21 protein-coding genes are annotated in these 17,067 nt (G+C 65.9%); 7 read left to right on the top strand and 14 right to left on the bottom strand.

The features are described 5' to 3' along the window. Positions 1–15 precede the first annotated feature (15 nt). The 3 genes from JOF57_RS08405 to JOF57_RS08415 are packed head-to-tail and all read right to left on the bottom strand — an operon-like array spanning position 16 to position 1,139. On the bottom strand, positions 16–249 hold the full coding sequence (locus JOF57_RS08405) for a hypothetical protein (RefSeq protein WP_019346159.1): 234 nt from the start codon (positions 247–249) through the stop codon (positions 16–18). A gap of 36 nt (positions 250–285) precedes the next feature. Further along, positions 286–588: a hypothetical protein gene (locus JOF57_RS08410; RefSeq protein ID WP_019346158.1), complete on the bottom strand. Its 303-nt coding sequence runs from the start codon at positions 586–588 to the stop codon at positions 286–288. After that, the gene (locus JOF57_RS08415) at positions 585–1,139 is read right to left on the bottom strand and encodes a hypothetical protein (protein WP_075909302.1); all 555 of its coding nucleotides are present in this window, start codon (positions 1,137–1,139) and stop codon (positions 585–587) included. The genes JOF57_RS08410 and JOF57_RS08415 overlap by 4 nt, the downstream gene beginning before the upstream one ends. A 65-nt stretch (positions 1,140–1,204) precedes the next feature. On the opposite strand from JOF57_RS08415, the gene JOF57_RS08420 reads away from it, so the two are divergent. Both JOF57_RS08420 and JOF57_RS08425 read left to right on the top strand, forming a co-directional pair. After that, positions 1,205–1,633: a hypothetical protein gene (locus tag JOF57_RS08420; RefSeq protein ID WP_075909323.1), complete on the top strand. Its 429-nt coding sequence runs from the start codon at positions 1,205–1,207 to the stop codon at positions 1,631–1,633. Continuing rightward, positions 1,630–2,517, top strand: coding sequence for a hypothetical protein (locus JOF57_RS08425; protein WP_075909303.1), 888 nt, complete (start codon positions 1,630–1,632; stop codon positions 2,515–2,517). Before JOF57_RS08420 ends, JOF57_RS08425 begins: the two co-directional genes overlap by 4 nt. 366 nt (positions 2,518–2,883) lie before the next feature. On the opposite strand, the gene JOF57_RS08430 is transcribed toward JOF57_RS08425, so the two are convergent. Beyond that, the gene (locus JOF57_RS08430) at positions 2,884–3,150 is read right to left on the bottom strand and encodes a hypothetical protein (RefSeq protein WP_131827508.1); all 267 of its coding nucleotides are present in this window, start codon (positions 3,148–3,150) and stop codon (positions 2,884–2,886) included. A 147-nt stretch (positions 3,151–3,297) separates the two neighbouring features. Between JOF57_RS08430 and JOF57_RS08435 the strand changes: the two genes are divergently transcribed. Further along, the gene (locus JOF57_RS08435) at positions 3,298–3,444 is read left to right on the top strand and encodes a hypothetical protein (RefSeq protein ID WP_165688701.1); all 147 of its coding nucleotides are present in this window, start codon (positions 3,298–3,300) and stop codon (positions 3,442–3,444) included. Between the two features lie 105 nt (positions 3,445–3,549). Here JOF57_RS08435 and JOF57_RS08440 read toward each other — a convergent pair whose 3' ends face one another. The 4 genes from JOF57_RS08440 to JOF57_RS08455 form a co-directional block, all read right to left on the bottom strand. Further along, complete coding sequence (locus JOF57_RS08440) at positions 3,550–3,861, bottom strand: hypothetical protein (protein ID WP_131827509.1); 312 nt, start codon at positions 3,859–3,861, stop codon at positions 3,550–3,552. A 53-nt stretch (positions 3,862–3,914) separates the two neighbouring features. Beyond that, positions 3,915–4,304, bottom strand: coding sequence for a hypothetical protein (locus JOF57_RS08445; protein ID WP_131827510.1), 390 nt, complete (start codon positions 4,302–4,304; stop codon positions 3,915–3,917). Between the two features lie 32 nt (positions 4,305–4,336). Then, positions 4,337–7,324 (bottom strand): bifunctional DNA primase/polymerase, encoded by a 2,988-nt coding sequence (locus JOF57_RS08450; protein WP_209915570.1) that lies wholly within the window; start codon positions 7,322–7,324, stop codon positions 4,337–4,339. A 77-nt stretch (positions 7,325–7,401) separates the two neighbouring features. Beyond that, on the bottom strand, positions 7,402–7,821 hold the full coding sequence (locus JOF57_RS08455; protein ID WP_131823427.1) for a hypothetical protein: 420 nt from the start codon (positions 7,819–7,821) through the stop codon (positions 7,402–7,404). A 32-nt stretch (positions 7,822–7,853) separates the two neighbouring features. Between JOF57_RS08455 and JOF57_RS08460 the strand changes: the two genes are divergently transcribed. The 3 genes from JOF57_RS08460 to JOF57_RS08470 all read left to right on the top strand — a co-directional run bounded on the left by JOF57_RS08460 (position 7,854) and on the right by JOF57_RS08470 (position 8,995). After that, the gene (locus JOF57_RS08460) at positions 7,854–8,171 is read left to right on the top strand and encodes a hypothetical protein (RefSeq protein ID WP_019346148.1); all 318 of its coding nucleotides are present in this window, start codon (positions 7,854–7,856) and stop codon (positions 8,169–8,171) included. Between the two features lie 48 nt (positions 8,172–8,219). Next, a complete protein-coding gene (locus tag JOF57_RS08465; protein WP_019346147.1) occupies positions 8,220–8,543 on the top strand; it encodes a DUF7457 domain-containing protein in 324 nt (107 codons plus the stop codon). Positions 8,544–8,854: 311 nt separating this feature from the next. Beyond that, entirely contained in the window at positions 8,855–8,995 is a 141-nt protein-coding gene (locus tag JOF57_RS08470; RefSeq protein ID WP_019346146.1) for a hypothetical protein, read from the top strand. 24 nt (positions 8,996–9,019) lie between these two features. On the opposite strand, the gene JOF57_RS08475 is transcribed toward JOF57_RS08470, so the two are convergent. The 3 genes from JOF57_RS08475 to JOF57_RS08485 form a co-directional block, all read right to left on the bottom strand. Then, complete coding sequence (locus tag JOF57_RS08475) at positions 9,020–9,985, bottom strand: transglycosylase SLT domain-containing protein (RefSeq protein ID WP_070946516.1); 966 nt, start codon at positions 9,983–9,985, stop codon at positions 9,020–9,022. A gap of 26 nt (positions 9,986–10,011) precedes the next feature. After that, positions 10,012–11,940, bottom strand: coding sequence for a hypothetical protein (locus tag JOF57_RS08480; protein ID WP_209915572.1), 1,929 nt, complete (start codon positions 11,938–11,940; stop codon positions 10,012–10,014). Positions 11,941–12,311: 371 nt separating this feature from the next. Then, positions 12,312–12,665, bottom strand: coding sequence for a hypothetical protein (locus JOF57_RS08485; RefSeq protein ID WP_019346742.1), 354 nt, complete (start codon positions 12,663–12,665; stop codon positions 12,312–12,314). A 150-nt stretch (positions 12,666–12,815) separates the two neighbouring features. On the opposite strand from JOF57_RS08485, the gene JOF57_RS08490 reads away from it, so the two are divergent. Next, entirely contained in the window at positions 12,816–14,339 is a 1,524-nt protein-coding gene (locus JOF57_RS08490; RefSeq protein ID WP_070946517.1) for a hypothetical protein, read from the top strand. An 8-nt stretch (positions 14,340–14,347) separates the two neighbouring features. Here the strand turns inward: JOF57_RS08490 and JOF57_RS08495 are convergent, their stop codons facing one another. From JOF57_RS08495 to JOF57_RS08505, 3 genes are all read right to left on the bottom strand, one after another. Then, positions 14,348–15,577, bottom strand: coding sequence for a PPE domain-containing protein (locus tag JOF57_RS08495; RefSeq protein ID WP_209915574.1), 1,230 nt, complete (start codon positions 15,575–15,577; stop codon positions 14,348–14,350). Between the two features lie 138 nt (positions 15,578–15,715). Beyond that, entirely contained in the window at positions 15,716–16,486 is a 771-nt protein-coding gene (locus JOF57_RS08500; protein WP_209915576.1) for a hypothetical protein, read from the bottom strand. A 213-nt stretch (positions 16,487–16,699) separates the two neighbouring features. Beyond that, a complete protein-coding gene (locus JOF57_RS08505) occupies positions 16,700–17,005 on the bottom strand; it encodes a hypothetical protein (RefSeq protein ID WP_047036684.1) in 306 nt (101 codons plus the stop codon). Between the last annotated feature and the right edge of the window lie 62 nt (positions 17,006–17,067).

A 17,067-nucleotide genomic window follows, 5' to 3' on the forward strand; every position in this document is an offset into this window, starting at 1 on the left:
CTTTCCCGGTGCGGCTCAGTTCTCTTCGATCCGACAGGTGATCGCGTACTCATCGAAGTCGGTCCAGTCGCTGCAGGTCTGCACAGCGACACGCACCGTCTCCTGGTCAGGGATCGAGGTATGGGCGACCAGGGCATGGACGAGGAGATCACGGGCGCCGTCGAGTGTGTCGCTGGTTCCGGCGATGAACGCTCCGCGGTCGGGGTGCTCGTGAGTTGGGTACAGAGACAGGCTCCAGGTGTACGCCACTGTGTTTGGGCTCCTCTTTCCGATCCGCGATCTGTCTCAGTCCTGCATAAGTCTCGGGGCCTTGCCGCTCGCCTGCGCCGTCCAGCTGCTAAACGCCGTGAAGATGGCGGCGTTGAGAACGTCTTGGAGAACTTCAAGGTCGACATGCAGCATCGGGTCACTGATCCCGATGTAGGTGATGCATCCGCCGTGCACGGCGACCGCGACGTGCGGATCGTCGGGGTCGTCGACCCCGATCCCTACCGCCTCAACGCTGGGGAACGTCGCCTGAGTCCATGCCTCATCCGCATGCCCCGCTGAGTCGATGGCTTGCTGGAGCTTCGGGGGTAGCGCGGTCATCGCGGTGCCGGTGCTGCGGGCAGCGTCGAGGACGTGGTGGGCTCGCTTAAAGGACCCTGCGTTGAGGTCGCTTCGGTATCGGCTCCACCGGAGACTCGGCTGCCGTCGGAACCGGGGTAGGGGGCCAGCGGAGCGGTGTAGGTGGGTATTTCTGCGTCCGTCCGCGCGGGGGCCGCCGGTGTCGCGCTGGACGTGGCCGCTGCGGGGACAGGGGCGCAGGTGTAGGGGTCGAAGCGGCTGGTGGACGCACCGGAGGGTCCTGCCTCCCCGTCGGCTGACACGGTGGCCGTGCTCGGCGCGACTTGGCCCTCGGAAAGCTGCGGCTCCGCGGCCGTATCGGTCACTGCGATGTTCGGTGGCCCGCCGGCCACCGGGGCGCATTGGCCGGGAGCGACGGTAGCGGTGACGGTAACGGTCGCGGGGGTCACGCGCACGTCAGCGGTCTCGGATTCGGGGAGTTCGCTGCCGGGGTCGGCGACAGCCACGGTGACGGCCGCTGACAGGGCGATGGATGCAGCGGCGGGGATCAGAAGGGCGGTCTTGAGCCTCATGGCGCGCCACGTTAGGCACGCGCCACTGCCTTCCACGAGCGCGGCGCGTCGTTACGGTGGCGCAGGTGAACACCCCCTCGATGCTGGCACGCACCGCGGTTTACGCGTTGCTGGGCCAACTGCTGGTGATCGTGGTGGTGGCAGCGGCGGTACCGGGTGGTTCGTCGTGGCTGGTGCTGTCCGGATTTGCCACCGCCTACTACGACCGAAATCTGTTCGCAGTGCGCATCGCGGCGCTGCCGTGGACCGATCCGGCTGTGTACGTGTCGATCCAGACCACGGTGCAGATGTCGATGGTCGCACTGGTGATCGCGGGGGCCTCGACGTTGGTGCGCACCAACCCGTGGCAGCACGGGGTACTCCCGGATTCCAGCCCGCCGCGCCGCGGCAAACCCAGCCCAGCGGACACCCACGCAGCTGGACCTGCACCCGCCCCCGGACTTCCTCCCGCTGCTGGGCCCGGGGCAGGCCTGTCGGGAAGTGACGCATCATGATCACCGCCCCTGCATTGCGCGCGTTGGCGCGACGGGCACTGGACACCCGACAACCCCTCAGCGCGTTGCGTGACGCCTGTTTGCGATACCGACGGCTGGCGATGCTGGCCGTCGGGCTGGCCACGGTTGTGGGTGCGGTGATGGGTGGGCTGGTGTTGGTGGCTGGTGTGTCCTCTCCAGCTGCCGCTCCGGTCGCGATTTCAGGGGTAGTGCTCACGAAGGCGGCCGATCTGTTCGGGCCGGGCGGAAGCGACAAGCTCTCGGGGGCGGAGCTGGCCGAATCCGGTGCCGATTCGAAGATCAAGTGCCTTCCGATCCCACCGATGCGGGTGGATACGCAGGACGTGACAACGCCTCCGGACCCGGTCGAGGGTGAGATGTCTCAGACACCCGAGGCGGGCCCGGTGCTGGCGCCGCTTCCGATCGCGGAGGATGGCTCACTGGAGCGCGCTGACGCCCAGACGCTCATCGACCCCGTTCCTCCCGGCACCAGCACGTTGGTCGCCCACGTCTGGTTCCTGTATCGGCTAGCCGGCCTGGGGGACTGGGACACGTTCGTGGCCGCCTACCATGCCGCGGATTTGCATGAGGACGACGAATCAGCCGATGCCCCACTGCAGCAGGTGCAGGCGCTCAACACCGCCGGTGTAGACCTAAGCCGGTACCGGCTTACCGCGGCCTCATTGACCGCTGCGGGGCAATACACGGGGCGGCTGAACGATCCGTACCCGGGATACCGGGAACTGGTGGCGATCGAGCTCGCAGCTACCTGCTTTGGTGACGAGGATGTCGCAGCGTCCCAGATGACGATGCCGCCGCCATCGACTGCCACACCACCGCCGGATCCCGTTGCAGCCGCACAGATCCCGGAACCCCACGAGTGATGATCGCAGATGAACGCGTAAAGGAGTCGCGTGGCATGCCGGATGCTCACCGTTACTGTTACCGGACGGCCCGCGGGGTTTCCGTCGGAGCTACTCGAACGACATGGAAGTTGGGGTCTACTTCCTGAATTTCGCCAACAACCTTCCAGTCCTCTGGAAGCTGGGCGAATGCCCCAGCTACGTCGGCGACGTCATGCGAGATGAGGTCGCGTCGGAAGTTGATACTCACTCCGCCTCGAGCGTGGTGCTCGCCGACGGTCAGGGTCGGATGGTGGTATGTCGCAAACTCAGCCCACCAAGTGGAACCCGCATTCTCCGTTTCCATGATGTGCTCAGTCTCCTTGCCGGCTCTGCTATTTCGTACCTTCACCGGACGTCGTTGATGGCATCGAGGAGCTGGTCCACGATCAGGCCGCTCCCCGCCGCGAACCGGCGCCCGTCGCCGGCCAGCGCCACGCCGTGATCGAGCAGGTCTCCGCGCGCGAGAACGATCCGGCCGCGACCGCGGCCCCCGGCGAGGAACGTCGAGGAGGACGTAACGGTCAGCCGACCGTCCCCCTCATCCACCAACAGGTCATGGCGCGGATCCATGATCGCCAACGCGTGCGCTCGCGTGAGCGGAGGTTGCTTCAAAGGAATCTCCCTGTATCGCGTACCTTCTGTGGACACTTATCCGCGCAGTCCGTTCGTTCGGTTTGACTTGCGTACATCCGAGGCCACCACCCATAGCTGGCACGCCAACAAAGCCCCCGTAACGCCGAGCCAGGCACCGTGGAGACCTTGACCACCGACGCCAAACACGATGTTGATCGCACCGATGCACATCGTCAGAACTCCAACGATGACCCCGCCGCGGAGGCTGAGCGCGCGGCCGGACAGGCCCGCTTGCAAGTTCAGTGCACCCAGCAGTACCAGCGCTATTCCTAGGGCGATCGTTATTTCGCCAATCATCAAGCCTTCCTCTCTTTCCGGTTATTCGAGTGTCCGTTGGGCTCTGACAGCGGATACCTTTGCCGGATCCGGTTTTCCGGTCTAGCGTTCGGCCAGTTTTCGCTGCGCTGCGTCGTCGACTTGAGTCTTCAGCATGCGTTCACGTGAGCGTCGGGAGGCGACAACCAGCGCTGCAAGCATCAGCGAGCTTGCGAATGCTGCGATGTAGACGCCGGCCGGCGGCGGCGGACTTGATGGAGCCGCCAGGTGGGCGCCGATCAGCACGCTGGAGCCAGCGAAGGTGAGCGCGACCGACAGAAACACGAGAGTGGTCCAAATGTTCTTCGACACTTCAATTTCTCCTTGTTGATGTTCGTACTCGTTCGGCTGCGCGCAGGACCCGCGTGAGTCCACTCATTCATCCTCCATACGCCAGGCAGTCGTGCGGGATTCCCCTGGATACCTGTTCAGGCAGCGGCACGGTGGGTGTGGGAGGCCGTGTCGCCGAGAACCTGAACCTCGTAGCGGAAAACGTCTCCGTCAGCGTCTGTGTCGTCCACCGAAACCAGCAGGTACGCGGCTTCGGTGGCACTGCGTTCGTCCGCAGCGGTGATGGTTGCGGAGATATCCGTCGACACCCACCACAGCGGCTGTTGCCCGTGATGTCGGTAGATCGCGGCCCGTGTGCCGGCAAGGCCCGCGTCTTCGATGACAGCGCCCAGCCCGTGGATTGGTCCGGTGCACAGGCGCACACCGTGGGTGGAAGCGCGGCGGGCCGCCTCTGCGTCCTTGGCTCCGATGAACCGGTGCAGTGTCACGCGGCGATCGAAGCGGTCAACGGATCCTGAAGTGTTCACCCGTTCATCGTATCTCTATTTTAGAGAATTCGTTATCCGATCGAGGAGATCGGTGGGGCCGGACGAAGCGGGGTTACCGTGTTGTCCCCGGGTTCGGTGCGCAACGTGAGCACGTACGTTCTACCGTCGTCGGTCGGAGCCATCTGGCCGGCCGACACCATTGACCGAACCGCCTCGCCTACGAAGTCCGGATTGCCCAGCGGGGTGTGCTCCATTTCGGCGGCAAGCGCATCGATCGTCAGTGGAATGCGTTGTCGGGTCAACGCGAATGCAGCATTCATCACCGCAGCGTTGGCTTCAGCGCCGCGGGTCCGCGACTCGGTCTCGTAGGCCGCATCAGCGTGTCGACGCATGATCCCTTGTTCCTTGCCTCTCTTGCGGGCCTGCTCGTCGCGCACCGCATCCGCCACGGCGACAAGCTCTTTGATGACCCTCCTGCGCACCTCCATTACCGCCTCGGCGGCGTACCAGTGCACATCCTGCGGCTGGGCTAGTCCGTCCAGTACGGCCAACACCACACAGACCTTGAGCTGCTGTAGCAGTGCGTGCCGGTCGGCAATCGCGCTGGCACGGTCCGCTACGGCCTCAGCGGCGACATACCCTCCCGAGGGGCTCATCGGATTGGCGGTAGCGCTGCGCCACAGTTCATCGTCCATGAACTCTTTGGCCGCCGGGGGCGGCTTCACCCAGACAGGGGGACGAGGACCGCCAGTCTGCGGAAGCATGGACGGCGCACCGCCGTACCAGTAGACCGGGGCGATCTGCAACCGCTCGGGGTAGTACCCGCCACGCATCGGCATCCGTTGAGCACCCAGCCACAAAAAGCGTTGCGGGGTGCCGCGATCGGATTCACTGAACAGAGGCGAGACCGCCTCGGGCTGGGCGCCCAGGCGGATGCCGAATCGGTAGGTGTGCGCGGTAACCATCGAGTGGCGTTCCCGGTCGGAGGTGATGTTTCCGACGTCCCCACCCATCCACATCTGGCGGTAGAGGCCGGTGGCCTTGGTGCCCTGGCGCCCCATCTCAGCAACGAACACATCGATCTCGTCAGAAGACAGCAGCACCGAGTCGCAGGCGCGCTCCTCGCCGACGCTGCCGATATGCGGAGCTTCTCCATCTGCCGATCGGTCCTCGGCTGCCTCCACGGATTCGCCGCCGGCACGGGGGAACAGCTTCAAGATCCCTTCACCGGTGCCGACCGGGACCATCATCACCCCTGGGACCAGCGTGTCGGAGGCTGTCAGCGTCACCGACTTGCCCGAGGCAGGGGGGCCGACCAGCACGCTGTAAAGGTTGATCGAGGTTCCTGCTCCAGTGGGTCCGGTCTCGGCGGGGATCGACCCGTCGGCGGGGATCAAACGCACGGTCGGCGGGACATTGGCCGCCACTCGCGGCAGCAGCGCGCCCAGCATTCCCCACCGGCCAACCCCACGTGCATCGGCAGCCGCGGCGACCTGGGATAGCCCTGGGGTCGCGGTGAAGATCCACTCGTGCTCAATTGTCTCGTGCGTTTTGCGGTTGGCGATTGGAGCGAGCATCTCGGCCCACTGCGTGCGGGTGCTGTGCACCGCTGGAACGTGCGCAGGCGTGCGGGGGAACGGGTACTCGTAGATCTCATCGTCGCCAGGTATCGGCATGTCGGCGACGTCGCTGATTTCCGGAAAGCGCCGCACCTTACGCGGTTTCGGCTCTGGCACGGAGGCAGGCATCGGGGGAGGCGCGGGCTGGGGGCTCAGCGCTGTAGCGCCATCGGTCAACGAGGGGGCCATCTCGGCGCGGGTAGCCGGCTCCGGCGGCCGAGTCACCTCGATCACCAGTGGAGTGGGCGCGCCACCGGCGATCGGTGACGAGGTATACATCTCGTCACTGTTCTCGCGCACGACGCCGTCACGTGACAGCGCTTCGCGCAGGCCCTCGGCGGCTTGCCGCAGCAGCGTGGCGCGGGTATGCGCACCGCTACGTTCAGCGTCGGCAGCCTGTTGTTCGTAGTGTTCGGGAAGTACTGGTGCCAGCGATTCGGAACTGCCTCCGATCGAGATCCCGTGCGCGCGGCCGGCTTCGACGACACTGCACCCTCGCAGCTTGGCCGCAAGCTCCAGCCGCGAGACGTGGTCGCCGGGCAAGCCGAGCTGGGCGATCATCGTTGCGCTCCACACGTGTGCGCCGTTGCCGACTTCGCAGCGGTCGTGCAGCGTCATGGATTTCTCGTTGTCAGACCCGGCCCAGTGCGCGATGTCGCACCCGCAGCCGTCGACCTGCCCAACCAGGGTGATGCGGTGATCCCCGGCGATCCAGGTCTCCCAGGAGACCGCGTCGACAGCATCGGTGAGCTCGATCGAACGGGCATCGGCAGTTACACGGTCATAAACGGTCTGCGGCCGCGGCGCCAGGCATCCGTGCAGCGGTTCCAGTCCTGCCGGAACGGGCACGCTGCGATCGAACAGCCACGCAGGAGCCACATCGAGATTCAATGCAGGGTCGGCGCCATAGGCGCTGTGGTCCAGCGGGCCACCTTGTGCGGCGGCGTAGGAGTATTGCGGAGCCTCGGCAAGCTTCGATCCGGGTGCGACGGCGTAGCGGGTTCCGGCCAGCACATCGATCAGGCCGCCGCCAGGCAGCGAAATCCCCATGGCGTCGGCAGGCAGGGTCGCGGCGTCCATGCCGTCGGGAACGCGCAGCCAGGTGTGCGACCCGCCCCACTTCTTGTTGTGGGGTTGATTCATCTGCGCTTTTGCCGGAATGACGGTGACACGTAGCCCCGCATTTTGCACGGCAATCGTGGCGTGGGTGTTTTCGGCGTCCAAGCAGATCATCCGGCTCAGCGACAGGTTCACACCGACGTTTCCGCCGCGGTGCATGTGCTCTGCGATCTGGTCCACGGTGTAGGCGGGCGCGAACGGCCAACCTGTCTGTGTCGGTCTCTTTAACTGTGCTTTCAGTGGCATCAGATGCGCACCGAGTGACACCATCCTGGTCAACGTCACAGTGTCGACCTGCGGGGTGCTGGTGTCTGGGCTCATCGCGCAAACTCTCCTGGCCGGTGGTTTTGACAGCGCCTCGGGCAAGGGTGGGAGATGCCTGAAACGCGCCTGCGACGCTACGTTGAAAGGGGGAAAATGCCGGTCTCGAACGCAGAAAACGGAAACGGCGTGTCGTCTATGCCGATCATGTTTCCTTGCAATAATTCGAACACGTGTTCCGGAACGGCTGGAAGCGTGAGGCAGTGACAGAGAGGCGGTGCACCGGGGCCATGGCGACAATCACCCCCATCGAAACCGCAGATTCCTCTGCGTCGCCCGAGCGTAACGCGGAGGTGGACAACGAAATCGCCGCGAAGCTGGTGCGCGTCGCTGTTCAGCACGGATGGGTGGTGCACCAGCGCACGGCCCGGTACTTCACCGCTCGCCGCATTCGTGAAGGCGTCAGCACGGGTATCGGGATACACGTGTCTAGTGGGCGCATCCATGCCAGCCGGGCAATCACGGTCGATCGATCCGCCGGGGTCGATGGCGTTCACGGCTGGTTGGTTGAACCGTCAGGGGAGCTCGGATGATCCTGCCTCCAGAGATCTGCGCACACGAGATTGACGTCCGGGAGGGTCGGCCTGTTGACCTCACAAAACTGACACACCACGGAGAGCTCCGGTTCCGCTGGTCGCTGCACGTGAACGAGCAGGACGCGGCGGCGTGTGTGCATGTGTGGTCCCCGTCTCTATGGCAGTGGAGCGAGGTGTGGTCGCTGAACAACACTCAGCCGATCCTGGCCCCCGCTGACCCCATGTTCAGTGCCGCCGACAAAGCTGCGGACTGGGGCCTGCTTTTCGCGGAGTTGGCGAAGTATGCGACGGAACTCTTCGAAGGCGGCTGATCGATTCCCGCACCTGTATATCTCTAAAATGGAGAGTAGTGTGTCGGCATGGGCTCCGAACAGATCGTCGGCGAGGTCACGGCAATTCCCGCCACGACGCGGCAAGAGATCGCAGCCTGCCGGGCGCTTGGGCTCGGCTACTGGTCGCAGGCGCCGCACCCCGGATGCGTCTGGGCGATTGACGATGAGCGCGTCGCGCATCTGGTACGAGTTATCGCCTCCCGCAATGCGGTACAGGCAAAGTGCGGGCGGATCGACGCGCCCCTCAGGCCGCGCCTCTGCACGCACACAAACGCGCGAATCACTTTCGGTGCGGCGCTGGCGCCCGACCCGCCGACGCTATTCGACGACACCGGTCTCCTAAGCGCCTGACACAGATGATGGCACATCAAAACGAGAGGAAGACGCAGCGCCTTGAACGACACTCGTCACGAGAATCGGCACGGACCATCAGACCTCGCACGCCTGACCTCGATCCTTGATCAAGTCGCCGCCTCCGGCACGAACCTGGCCCCCACGAACAGAAGCGCCCGCCGCGCTGCTGCACGGACAGCGCTGCGTCAGGCCCGCGCCGAAGAAAGAGCAGCAGCACACCCGCGAAACGAGGCGAACTGATGGCGAATGCCTACTGGAACAAAGATTCTGGAGCTGTGTGGGTCAACCCAGGAGCAGGAGAATCCGCAGTGAAAATAGCCGGCGACGCCACCAGCGCCCTGGCCGCCTACGACGCGCTTGCCCTGGCCGGTTTCGTTCGTCACGGGAACTGGGAGATCGTCCCCGGTGCGTCGCGGCACCGTGTCGCCGCCGTCACCCGGTCCGACTGACAAGGCACGACAACAGCTTCCGGCTCAGTAGCCCTGGTATCCACCCGTGCCGACCCCCTGACGCGACATGAACGCGCCGAGACCCGAACCGTCAGCCGCGACCTTGTAAGTGTCCATGACGTAGTTGATCGAAGCGCTCGCCGAGGCGACCGGATCGTAGATCGAGTTCGACGTACCTGCCATGTGGTAGGCCGCGAATGTGGACGGAATGCACTGCCATTGACCGCGGCTGCTGTTGGACGGTAGCCCATCTTCCATGATCATTCCGGTCGCGTTGGAATCCCATCCATTGCCGGCGTTCGGATTTCCGCCGGACTCGCCTTGGGACATGTGCTGATACAAGGCCTGCCACTGCTCACGCAGTGCAGGGTCATCAGGGATCCCGTTGATGGTCAGCGCCTGGTTGATCACGGACGCTGTTTCCTGGGCCGTTAGCGGTCCACCGGGGTACTTCGCCAGCGATACTTGCGATACGTCAAGGGGATCGGGGTTTTGTGGCGAGGTCGCCGAAGAGCCCGCGAACGGATCGTCGCTGTGAGGGAAGATTCCATTGGCGCCATCGGATTCGGCCTGCGCGCGCGACGCTTCGATCAGCGCTGCCAGAATCTGTGGGTCGATACTGGTGACACCGGCTGGCGGGGTTGCGGCCACCGGGGCCGGCATTGGTGCGGGCGAGGGAGCCGTTGGTGCGCTCTGCTGGGGTGCCGATGACGGAACCGTGGGCATCGAACCAACATTGTTGACGCCCTTGGCGCCCTTGTTGTCGAGATCCTCAACACCCTTGGCGAACTTGTCGGTCTTCTTTGTGCCGTCTTTGACCTTGCCGCGCGCTCGCTCACCGTCCTTGGTGGTGTCATCGACTGCTGCCGTCAACCCTGGATGCACCCCCGCAGCCCCGGGGGTGCGGTCAGCATTGCCCGGAAGCGTGCTGTCGGCCTTCTGCGCCCCGGAAACAAGCGCCGCTCCGTCACTGCTGATCTCACCGGCCATCAATCGTTCCTTCCGCGTATCCGCACTTACTTGACCGCACCCGGATCCAGTCGCGGCGCCGTTGACGACGGGACGTCGGTTCCGGTGCCGGTGTCGGTGGCCGCGGCGTTGGCCGGCCCACCCTCGCCCTGGCGTGGCACACCGGGAGTTCCGACGGACGGGATGGCCTGCGTCCCGGATTCCGGCGCCCCGGCAGGATCGGCCCCGGCCGGTGATGCTGACGATCCGTCGGCCGGAACTTGTGGCTCGGGGGTCCCGCCGGGAACGTCGAAGGTCGTCGCGGCGGGAGCCTGACCGGATACCGGTGAGGATGCGGCACCGGCATCTTCGAGATGGAAGTACGCGGCGCGCTCACCCATGTCTTGCGGCAGCGCGCTCGCGTCGACCACCTTGTACTCCGACAGGTCGTAGAACGCGCCGTCACCGAGCAGCATGAACTTCTTGTCACCGGTGTCGAGGATGTCGCCGGGTTTGGCGTCGACCGGTGCGACCTGCTGCCCAAGGTCCTGACCCGGTACCGGAGGCTTGAGTCCGGCCTGGGCCGCGGCATCGGCCAGCGACACCGGATGCGTCGGATCGGCGGCCGCCAGCACCTGCGCCAGCTTGGCGCTCTTGGCGTCGGGGAAGGTGACTTTGCGGTCTTTCACTTGAACCTCTTTGCTCTGCTCGGGTACGGCCGCCGGCTTGGCAGTCGGTGGAACACCGGTCACCGGCGCGGCCGGGGCAGCCCCAGCGGTGACCGGCGCCGTGCCCGCCGGCTTGGCCGTGTCGGACTTCACCGCGGTCAGCGGCTCGGGCTTGCGGTCCTCGCGCTTCTTGTGGTCCTTGTCGTCATCGAGCAACTTCTTGGGCTCAGAATCCGGTTTCGACGATGCCGGGCTGGTCAACGGGGTGCCGCCACCGCCGGAGCCGGTCGACGGTGCGCCCATCGGCGTGCCCATCGAACCGGCGGACGGGGTGTGGCCCAGCTTCGACAACAGATTGCCCAGGTCCGACTTGTCGTCTTTGCCGGCGTCTTTCACCGACGGTCCGGTCGGCGATGCGGGTGTCGGGGCTAGTGGCGAAGGATGCGCGGTGACCGGGGTGGTGGCGGTCTTGTCGTGCGGGCTGGCGGTTGCCGACCGTGCCTGTACCGGGGCCGGGATCGGGCCGTCGAACACGGTCGCCAGCTTGTCGGCGGCGGCCTGCACTTTGGTCAGCTCTGATTCGAGGGTGTTCTTCAGCGTTGTCGCCGCTGATTGATCGGTCAGCGCGCCGTGGTCGGTGAGCTGGTTGCGGGCGTTGCGATTGGCGGCCAGCAGCGCGTCGTAGGCGGATTCGGCTGCCTTGGACCCGGCGCGCAGCTGCGTCATCACCTCGGGCACTTTGTCGGGCAGTTCCGCGATCGCCGAAAAGTGCGGGGCCAGCTTCTGGCGGTACTGCTCGAAGTAGGGCTCCCCGGACTGGGCCATGGTCTGCTCCATTTGATGGAACAGGTCCGCGATACCGGTCAGCCACGTTTTCACCGCGGCTTCGACCTGCGGGGTATCCAGGGTCAGTGCCGGCGGCGGGTTCGAGTTCCACACCGAGCCGTTCGGCCCGTCTTCGAAGCCGAAGATGTTGCGCTGCACCGTCGCCAGCGCCGCGTCGACCTCTCGGACCCCTGCGGCCTCACTGGCCGAGGCCGGCAACATGCGTGTGGAAGTGCCGTCGGGTGCGTCCCACATACCGTAGCCGGCGCCGCCGTTGCCCCACAGGTGCCAGTCGGGCCCGAATGCCTCCCACGCCTGGCCTGCGCCCAATCCGATCCATCCGATGGGGCCGGGGATTGCGCCGATGGTATTGAGAAGGGCACCGACAACGTCGCCGTCTTTGAGGTCTTGCGCGGCGAATCCGAGGCCGACGACGGTGCCGATACCGGGCACTGCACGGGCGCCTATCTTCAAGGCACTCTTGGCCATTCCCTTGGGCGCCAAGTTTTTCGATCCCCTTGTCGAGAACATCGACACCCCTGCTGTACTGGGCCTTATAGAGGCCCCCGGCCCCCTGGACCGTTCCGGTCGCGGTGAGCTTGCCGGCGGGCTTGGCGGCGCCGGCCGTTGACGGAGCTGGGGCTGCCAGTTTGGCCGCATTCGTCGGTGACGTGGTGTTGGTAGCAGCGGCAGGAGCATCCGCTGCTGTCGGTGCGGTGCCCGATGCCGATGTAGGGGGAGCGTCAGCGGCAGGCTTGGTCGCGTCACTCGTTGCGGCGTCGTGGGTCGGGTTGGGGACACCCTGCGCCCCTGTGGACTCACTCACGATCGGCTCTCCTCATCTGACTGGATCTGCGGACGGAACGGGGTCACGTCTAGCCGCGGCTGCCGGCGACGAAAGCGGTGACGAAGGCGGCGAAAGGGAATCCCGGCTGGTAGGTGTGGGCGACGGCGTCGTAGACCTCGCCGTCCTGAATCATCAGGCGTCCCTGCGTGGCTCGCGGCATCCGTGACGGTGCCACTTTCTTCGACCGGATCGTGGCGTCCAGCCGAGCCATTGCAGCGTCCAGATGTGCGGCCACCGCTGACTTCTGCGCGGCCGGGGACGGTTCCCGCACACCGGCCAGGCCCAGCAGCACCACCGTCTCGTCGGATGCGGTGGCCAGTGCCGAAGCCAGAGTGTGCATGTACAGCAGAGTCCCTCGGCCCGCGTCCTGGATCGGAATCATGGCGGGCACAGTAGGTTGCATCCGCCAGTTCTCGCGTACACGGCGCGGGTCGCAGCTGCGGTTGTGTCGGCATCTAGGCGTAAGGTGCGACACCGGCGTGTCGTGCCGCGGGCACGACCACAACCTCCACAGCTGCATACCGTGTGCATCATGGATCTGACACAGGCTCCGCTTCGCCGCCGGTCAGCGGTACGCGCCAACGCCCTGCGGTTGACCCGTGCACAGAAAGCGATCGCGGCGGTGATGAACGGGGTGGACCCCGATCCCGACGACGTCGCCTATACCGCCGGGCATCGCATCGACGAGCAGATGCTGCATTTGTCAGCCGCGGCTGCCCTTCGGCAGGTGCTGCTGTCACGTCCCGCCCGGACCCGCAGGGCCGCTGAGTCCGATCAGCAGGCCGTCCTCGATGCCTATTACTTGGCGCTGGCGCTGGCCGATGCCGCGGCGGGGCACCCCGACACACTCAACGCTGCCGTGGCGCGCCCGTGGCGTGAGTGGTTCGCCGCGGCGGCGTTGGTGGCACGGTTGCAGATCCGGTTCCTCGAGCACGCCTGCAGCCAGATCGAGATGACCGCCAAAGACGCCCCCACACCAGCGCCGCTGGCCGGCGTACTCGCCAGCGATCTGCTTTCCAGCACCGGAATGCTCGGCTGCCGTACTGCGCTGCTTCCCGACTACGCCACCCGGGAAGACTCCCGTCGTGCGACAGGGATGCGCTGGCTGCGAGCCACCTCGACGATCACCGTCGCCGGACACCCCGCAACCGTTGTGGTCGACGCGGGACCCGATGCGCTGCCCGGCGCATGGACCGCACGAATCGCCGCACCTCTAGTGATCACCGCGGGCGCGGGGGACACCCGCAGCCCAACGCGCTGGCCTCGGGAGGTGGTCACGGACTGCTTGCGGATGTGTTCACCGGGTGTTCGCAGCTGGGTGGCCTCGATGACGCGCCGGCTCAGCGGCGAAGCGGGCGAGGAGCTGGTGCTGCAGCCTGGGGCCGCACCAGGAAAATTCCTTGTCAGCCCAGCGGCGACAGCGATCGCGGATTTGGTTGGCGGCCAGCGCTCCGAAGAGGTTGCAGCAACCGGTCCGTTCGAAGCACTGGCCGCAGGCGAACTGCCACTGGCGCCGGACACCTCCATACGGCCGGTGGAAGCGCCGCCTGGGATGCTCGCCAGGATGCGACACGGTGGTGATCCAGGCGACGAGCTCAGCGCCGACACCCGCCTCGAGGATTACGTCACGCTTCCGAACGTGCACCGTGACGAGATAACGCTGCTCGCTGCTGCAGAGCCTTTCGATTTCGGTACTGAAGTCGAAGTCACCATCAACTTCGCGACCCCTCCATGGCAGGACGTGAGCGCTCTGGCCGCAGAGTTGCGCAGCGCCGGTGGAGCAACATTGACAGCACCGACGCTGGGACGCATCGACCAGGATGTCGTGCCCGGGGAAGGCCACCGGCTTGCGCTGAAGGCACGCGTGCGTCGCGGTGTCGCAGTGCGCACCCGCCGCGGCTACGCGGTGATGCTCCCGGCTGGAACCCGGCTGGCGGTGATTGGCTCAGATGTCACCAAGCATCACACCACGCTGTATGCGGTCTGTGACCCCGAGCCGGCGGAGCCGGTGGCACTGGCCGTCCTCGGCGGCGATGCAGTGGGAAACGTGGCTTGAATTGCCGCTCAAGCGAACTGCTCGCGCTCGTTACCCTCGGCTGCCCGGCGTGGGATGTCCCCGCTGCCGGCGTACGACAGAACGACCGAATCGGAGCGGCTGCGGTCACGTGCGCCAGCACCAGCGGCGCCGGCTCCTGGTGCCATCCCCGAACCCGGGGTTCCCACCGGGGCGCTGCCGATCACTTTCTCCTGGGCGACATTTGACACGCCGGACAGCACTGTATTCCGTGCACTGACACTGTCACTGGAGCCAGTAGGCTTGGCCATCAACGGCGATCCCATGCCCCCCATTCCGGGGACTCCGCCGCCCCCGCCGGCGCCCATCGAGGCAGGGCTGATCCCGTTACTGCCCAGTGGAAGACCACCGCCACCGGCCAACGTCGCAGGCGCGAAGGAACTTCCGGTCGATCCGCCGTTGAGCAGATCACCCATACCGGACAACGACCCGAACATCTGCATCGGTGCCGACAGCAGCTGCTGAAACGACTGCGGCAAGCTGGAGGCCATCTGCATCGGGCTCGACAGCACCGAACCGAACTGCCCCAGCATCGAGGTCATGTCCGAGGAGGTGCCGGCCGTGCTCGCTCCCGTATCGGTAACCGCCGAAGTGGCCTGCGTGGCCGCTTGTGAAGCTCCTTGTCCGGCGCTGCTCACCATATTGGTGGCCCCTTGCACCGCCTGAGCACCGTCGGCGACAGCGGACGCCGCATTGCTCAGCGGCGGCGGAGGCGGGATCGGCACCGGTAGCGTGGCCGCCGTGATCACCTCGCCGTAAGTGGTTCCAATCATGGTGTTCTGGGCGGTGTACGCGGCGTACTCCCCATTGAGCTCGCCGATCAGCGGTGTGTTCTGCCCGAAGAAGTTGGTCGACTCGGCTGCCAGCTCCCGCACGCGATTGTTGATCGACTGCTCCGACGGGATCATCGATGTCCGCGACATTCCATAACTTTCGGCAACTACAGCATCGATCGCCGACTGTTTAAACGCGATCGCAGCCATGGACGCCAGCCAGGTCATAAAGGGCGGCGTCGCCGCTGATTGGATGGCCGAACGCATGCCTGAGATGGACGACAGTGAGGCCATCATTTGTTCGCCAACAATGCCCAGTGTTGCCAAGGTGGTCGACGCCAAACCCATCCACGCGGCCGACGCGGCTGCCCACGTCGCCCCTGTAGAACCGGTTTCGAGCATCCCTGCGCTCAGCTCGGGCGGCAGGGACCAGGGTTGTGCCGTCATTTGCGTCTGCCTCTCATGCAGTCGGGGTGTGCTGGCCAGGGTGCCACCGGGAAACAGTGTCCGACAACGCGGACACGGACCGCTGAGGCTGTCATGTCCCGCGCTGCCAACGGTTTTCGAAAGACCAGCGGCCGGTGGTCAGGAACCGGGGGCCGGAACTGGTGGGGGCTCCGGCGCGGGCGGCGCCGAAACCGTCAGCGATCCGGAAGCGCCGACCAATTTCGCCGCGGCCGGATCGGAGCCCGCAACTGCCGACACGCGGGCCGGCGCGTCGGCGGGGGCACGCGTCACCGCCGCACTGCGGCCGCCGACAGTCAACGCTGATACCCCCGCCGCGTTGAAGTCGGCGACCAAGTTGCCGATACGCGCCGTCATCGTGTCCGACCCGGCCGTGGGGGTGTTCACTTCCACCCTGTCTGCGCCCAGTGCCGTGATGGCCTCGGACAGCGGGAACGGGATGCGTCCGAGACGGTCACCGACTTCGATCCACCCGGGCTCTGCGGTGGGGACACCGACACTGGACCAAAACGCCGAATCACCTCGCAGCAGCACACGTGTTCCGATCACCAACAGCTCGGCGGTCTGCGTACCTGAGCGGACTTTTCCGTAGGAGACGGCGTGTGAGGGATCGGCGGTTTCTTGAACCTCCAGCCGCGCGGTCGCCGTCGTCACCGTCGAGGCCAGTGTCACCGGCCCTGTCGACAGAGTCTGGCCGGCGTATCGCAACGCTGCGGCTTCGAGCACCGATGGGGTTCGGGTGGCTGGCACCGGTTCCGGCGGCGGGGTACGCAAAGCCAGCCAGACGGTCAGTGGGACCGCCACCGTTGCCCACACGAGCGCCAGCGTCAACACGACGCGGGTCGCACGGCTGCCCGCACTTGGCCGTGGCAGTTCCCACATCTCACGCACGTCGGCTCCTTCCGCTGGTGACCGCCCCTGCGGCGGCCACCGTGCGCGCACGGTAACCAGGGGCGGCTGTGCACTATGTCCCGCGGCGCGTCCGGAACCTCCTCCGAAAACTAGCGATGCCGCTGGTTTCTTACCGGAGAGGCAAAGAAACCAGCGGCATCGAGCCGGCCCGTCTCCGGCGAGGGGGAGGGGATTTTCCGGAGACGGGTCAGATCAAACAGCCATGGCGGCAAGTCCACCGGCGGCGTTGAGCGCCTCGAAAGTGCCGTTGACACTAGCGGTCTCGGCGGCACGCTCACCAAGCTGCTCGATGCCCAACCCGAGCATCGCGATGAAATCGGCGGTCGTTACGGCCTGCTGAGTGACCGCCATTGCCGAGTCGGCGTCGTTTCCGGGCGGGGTGACCGCCGCAGCGGCGGCGGTCGCGGTCCCGGCTGCCGCCGTGAATCCGGTCGTCTCGGTGATCAGTCCGGACACCTGGCCGACAACGTCGGCGAAGCTGCTCACTCCAATGGTCATCGTTTTCTCTCCTCACGTTCGCGATCATCGGCCCTGGACGGAGCTGGCCGAGTTTTGCTCTA

The sequence above is a fragment of the Mycolicibacterium lutetiense genome (assembly GCF_017876775.1).
Lineage (GTDB): Bacteria > Actinomycetota > Actinomycetes > Mycobacteriales > Mycobacteriaceae > Mycobacterium > Mycobacterium lutetiense.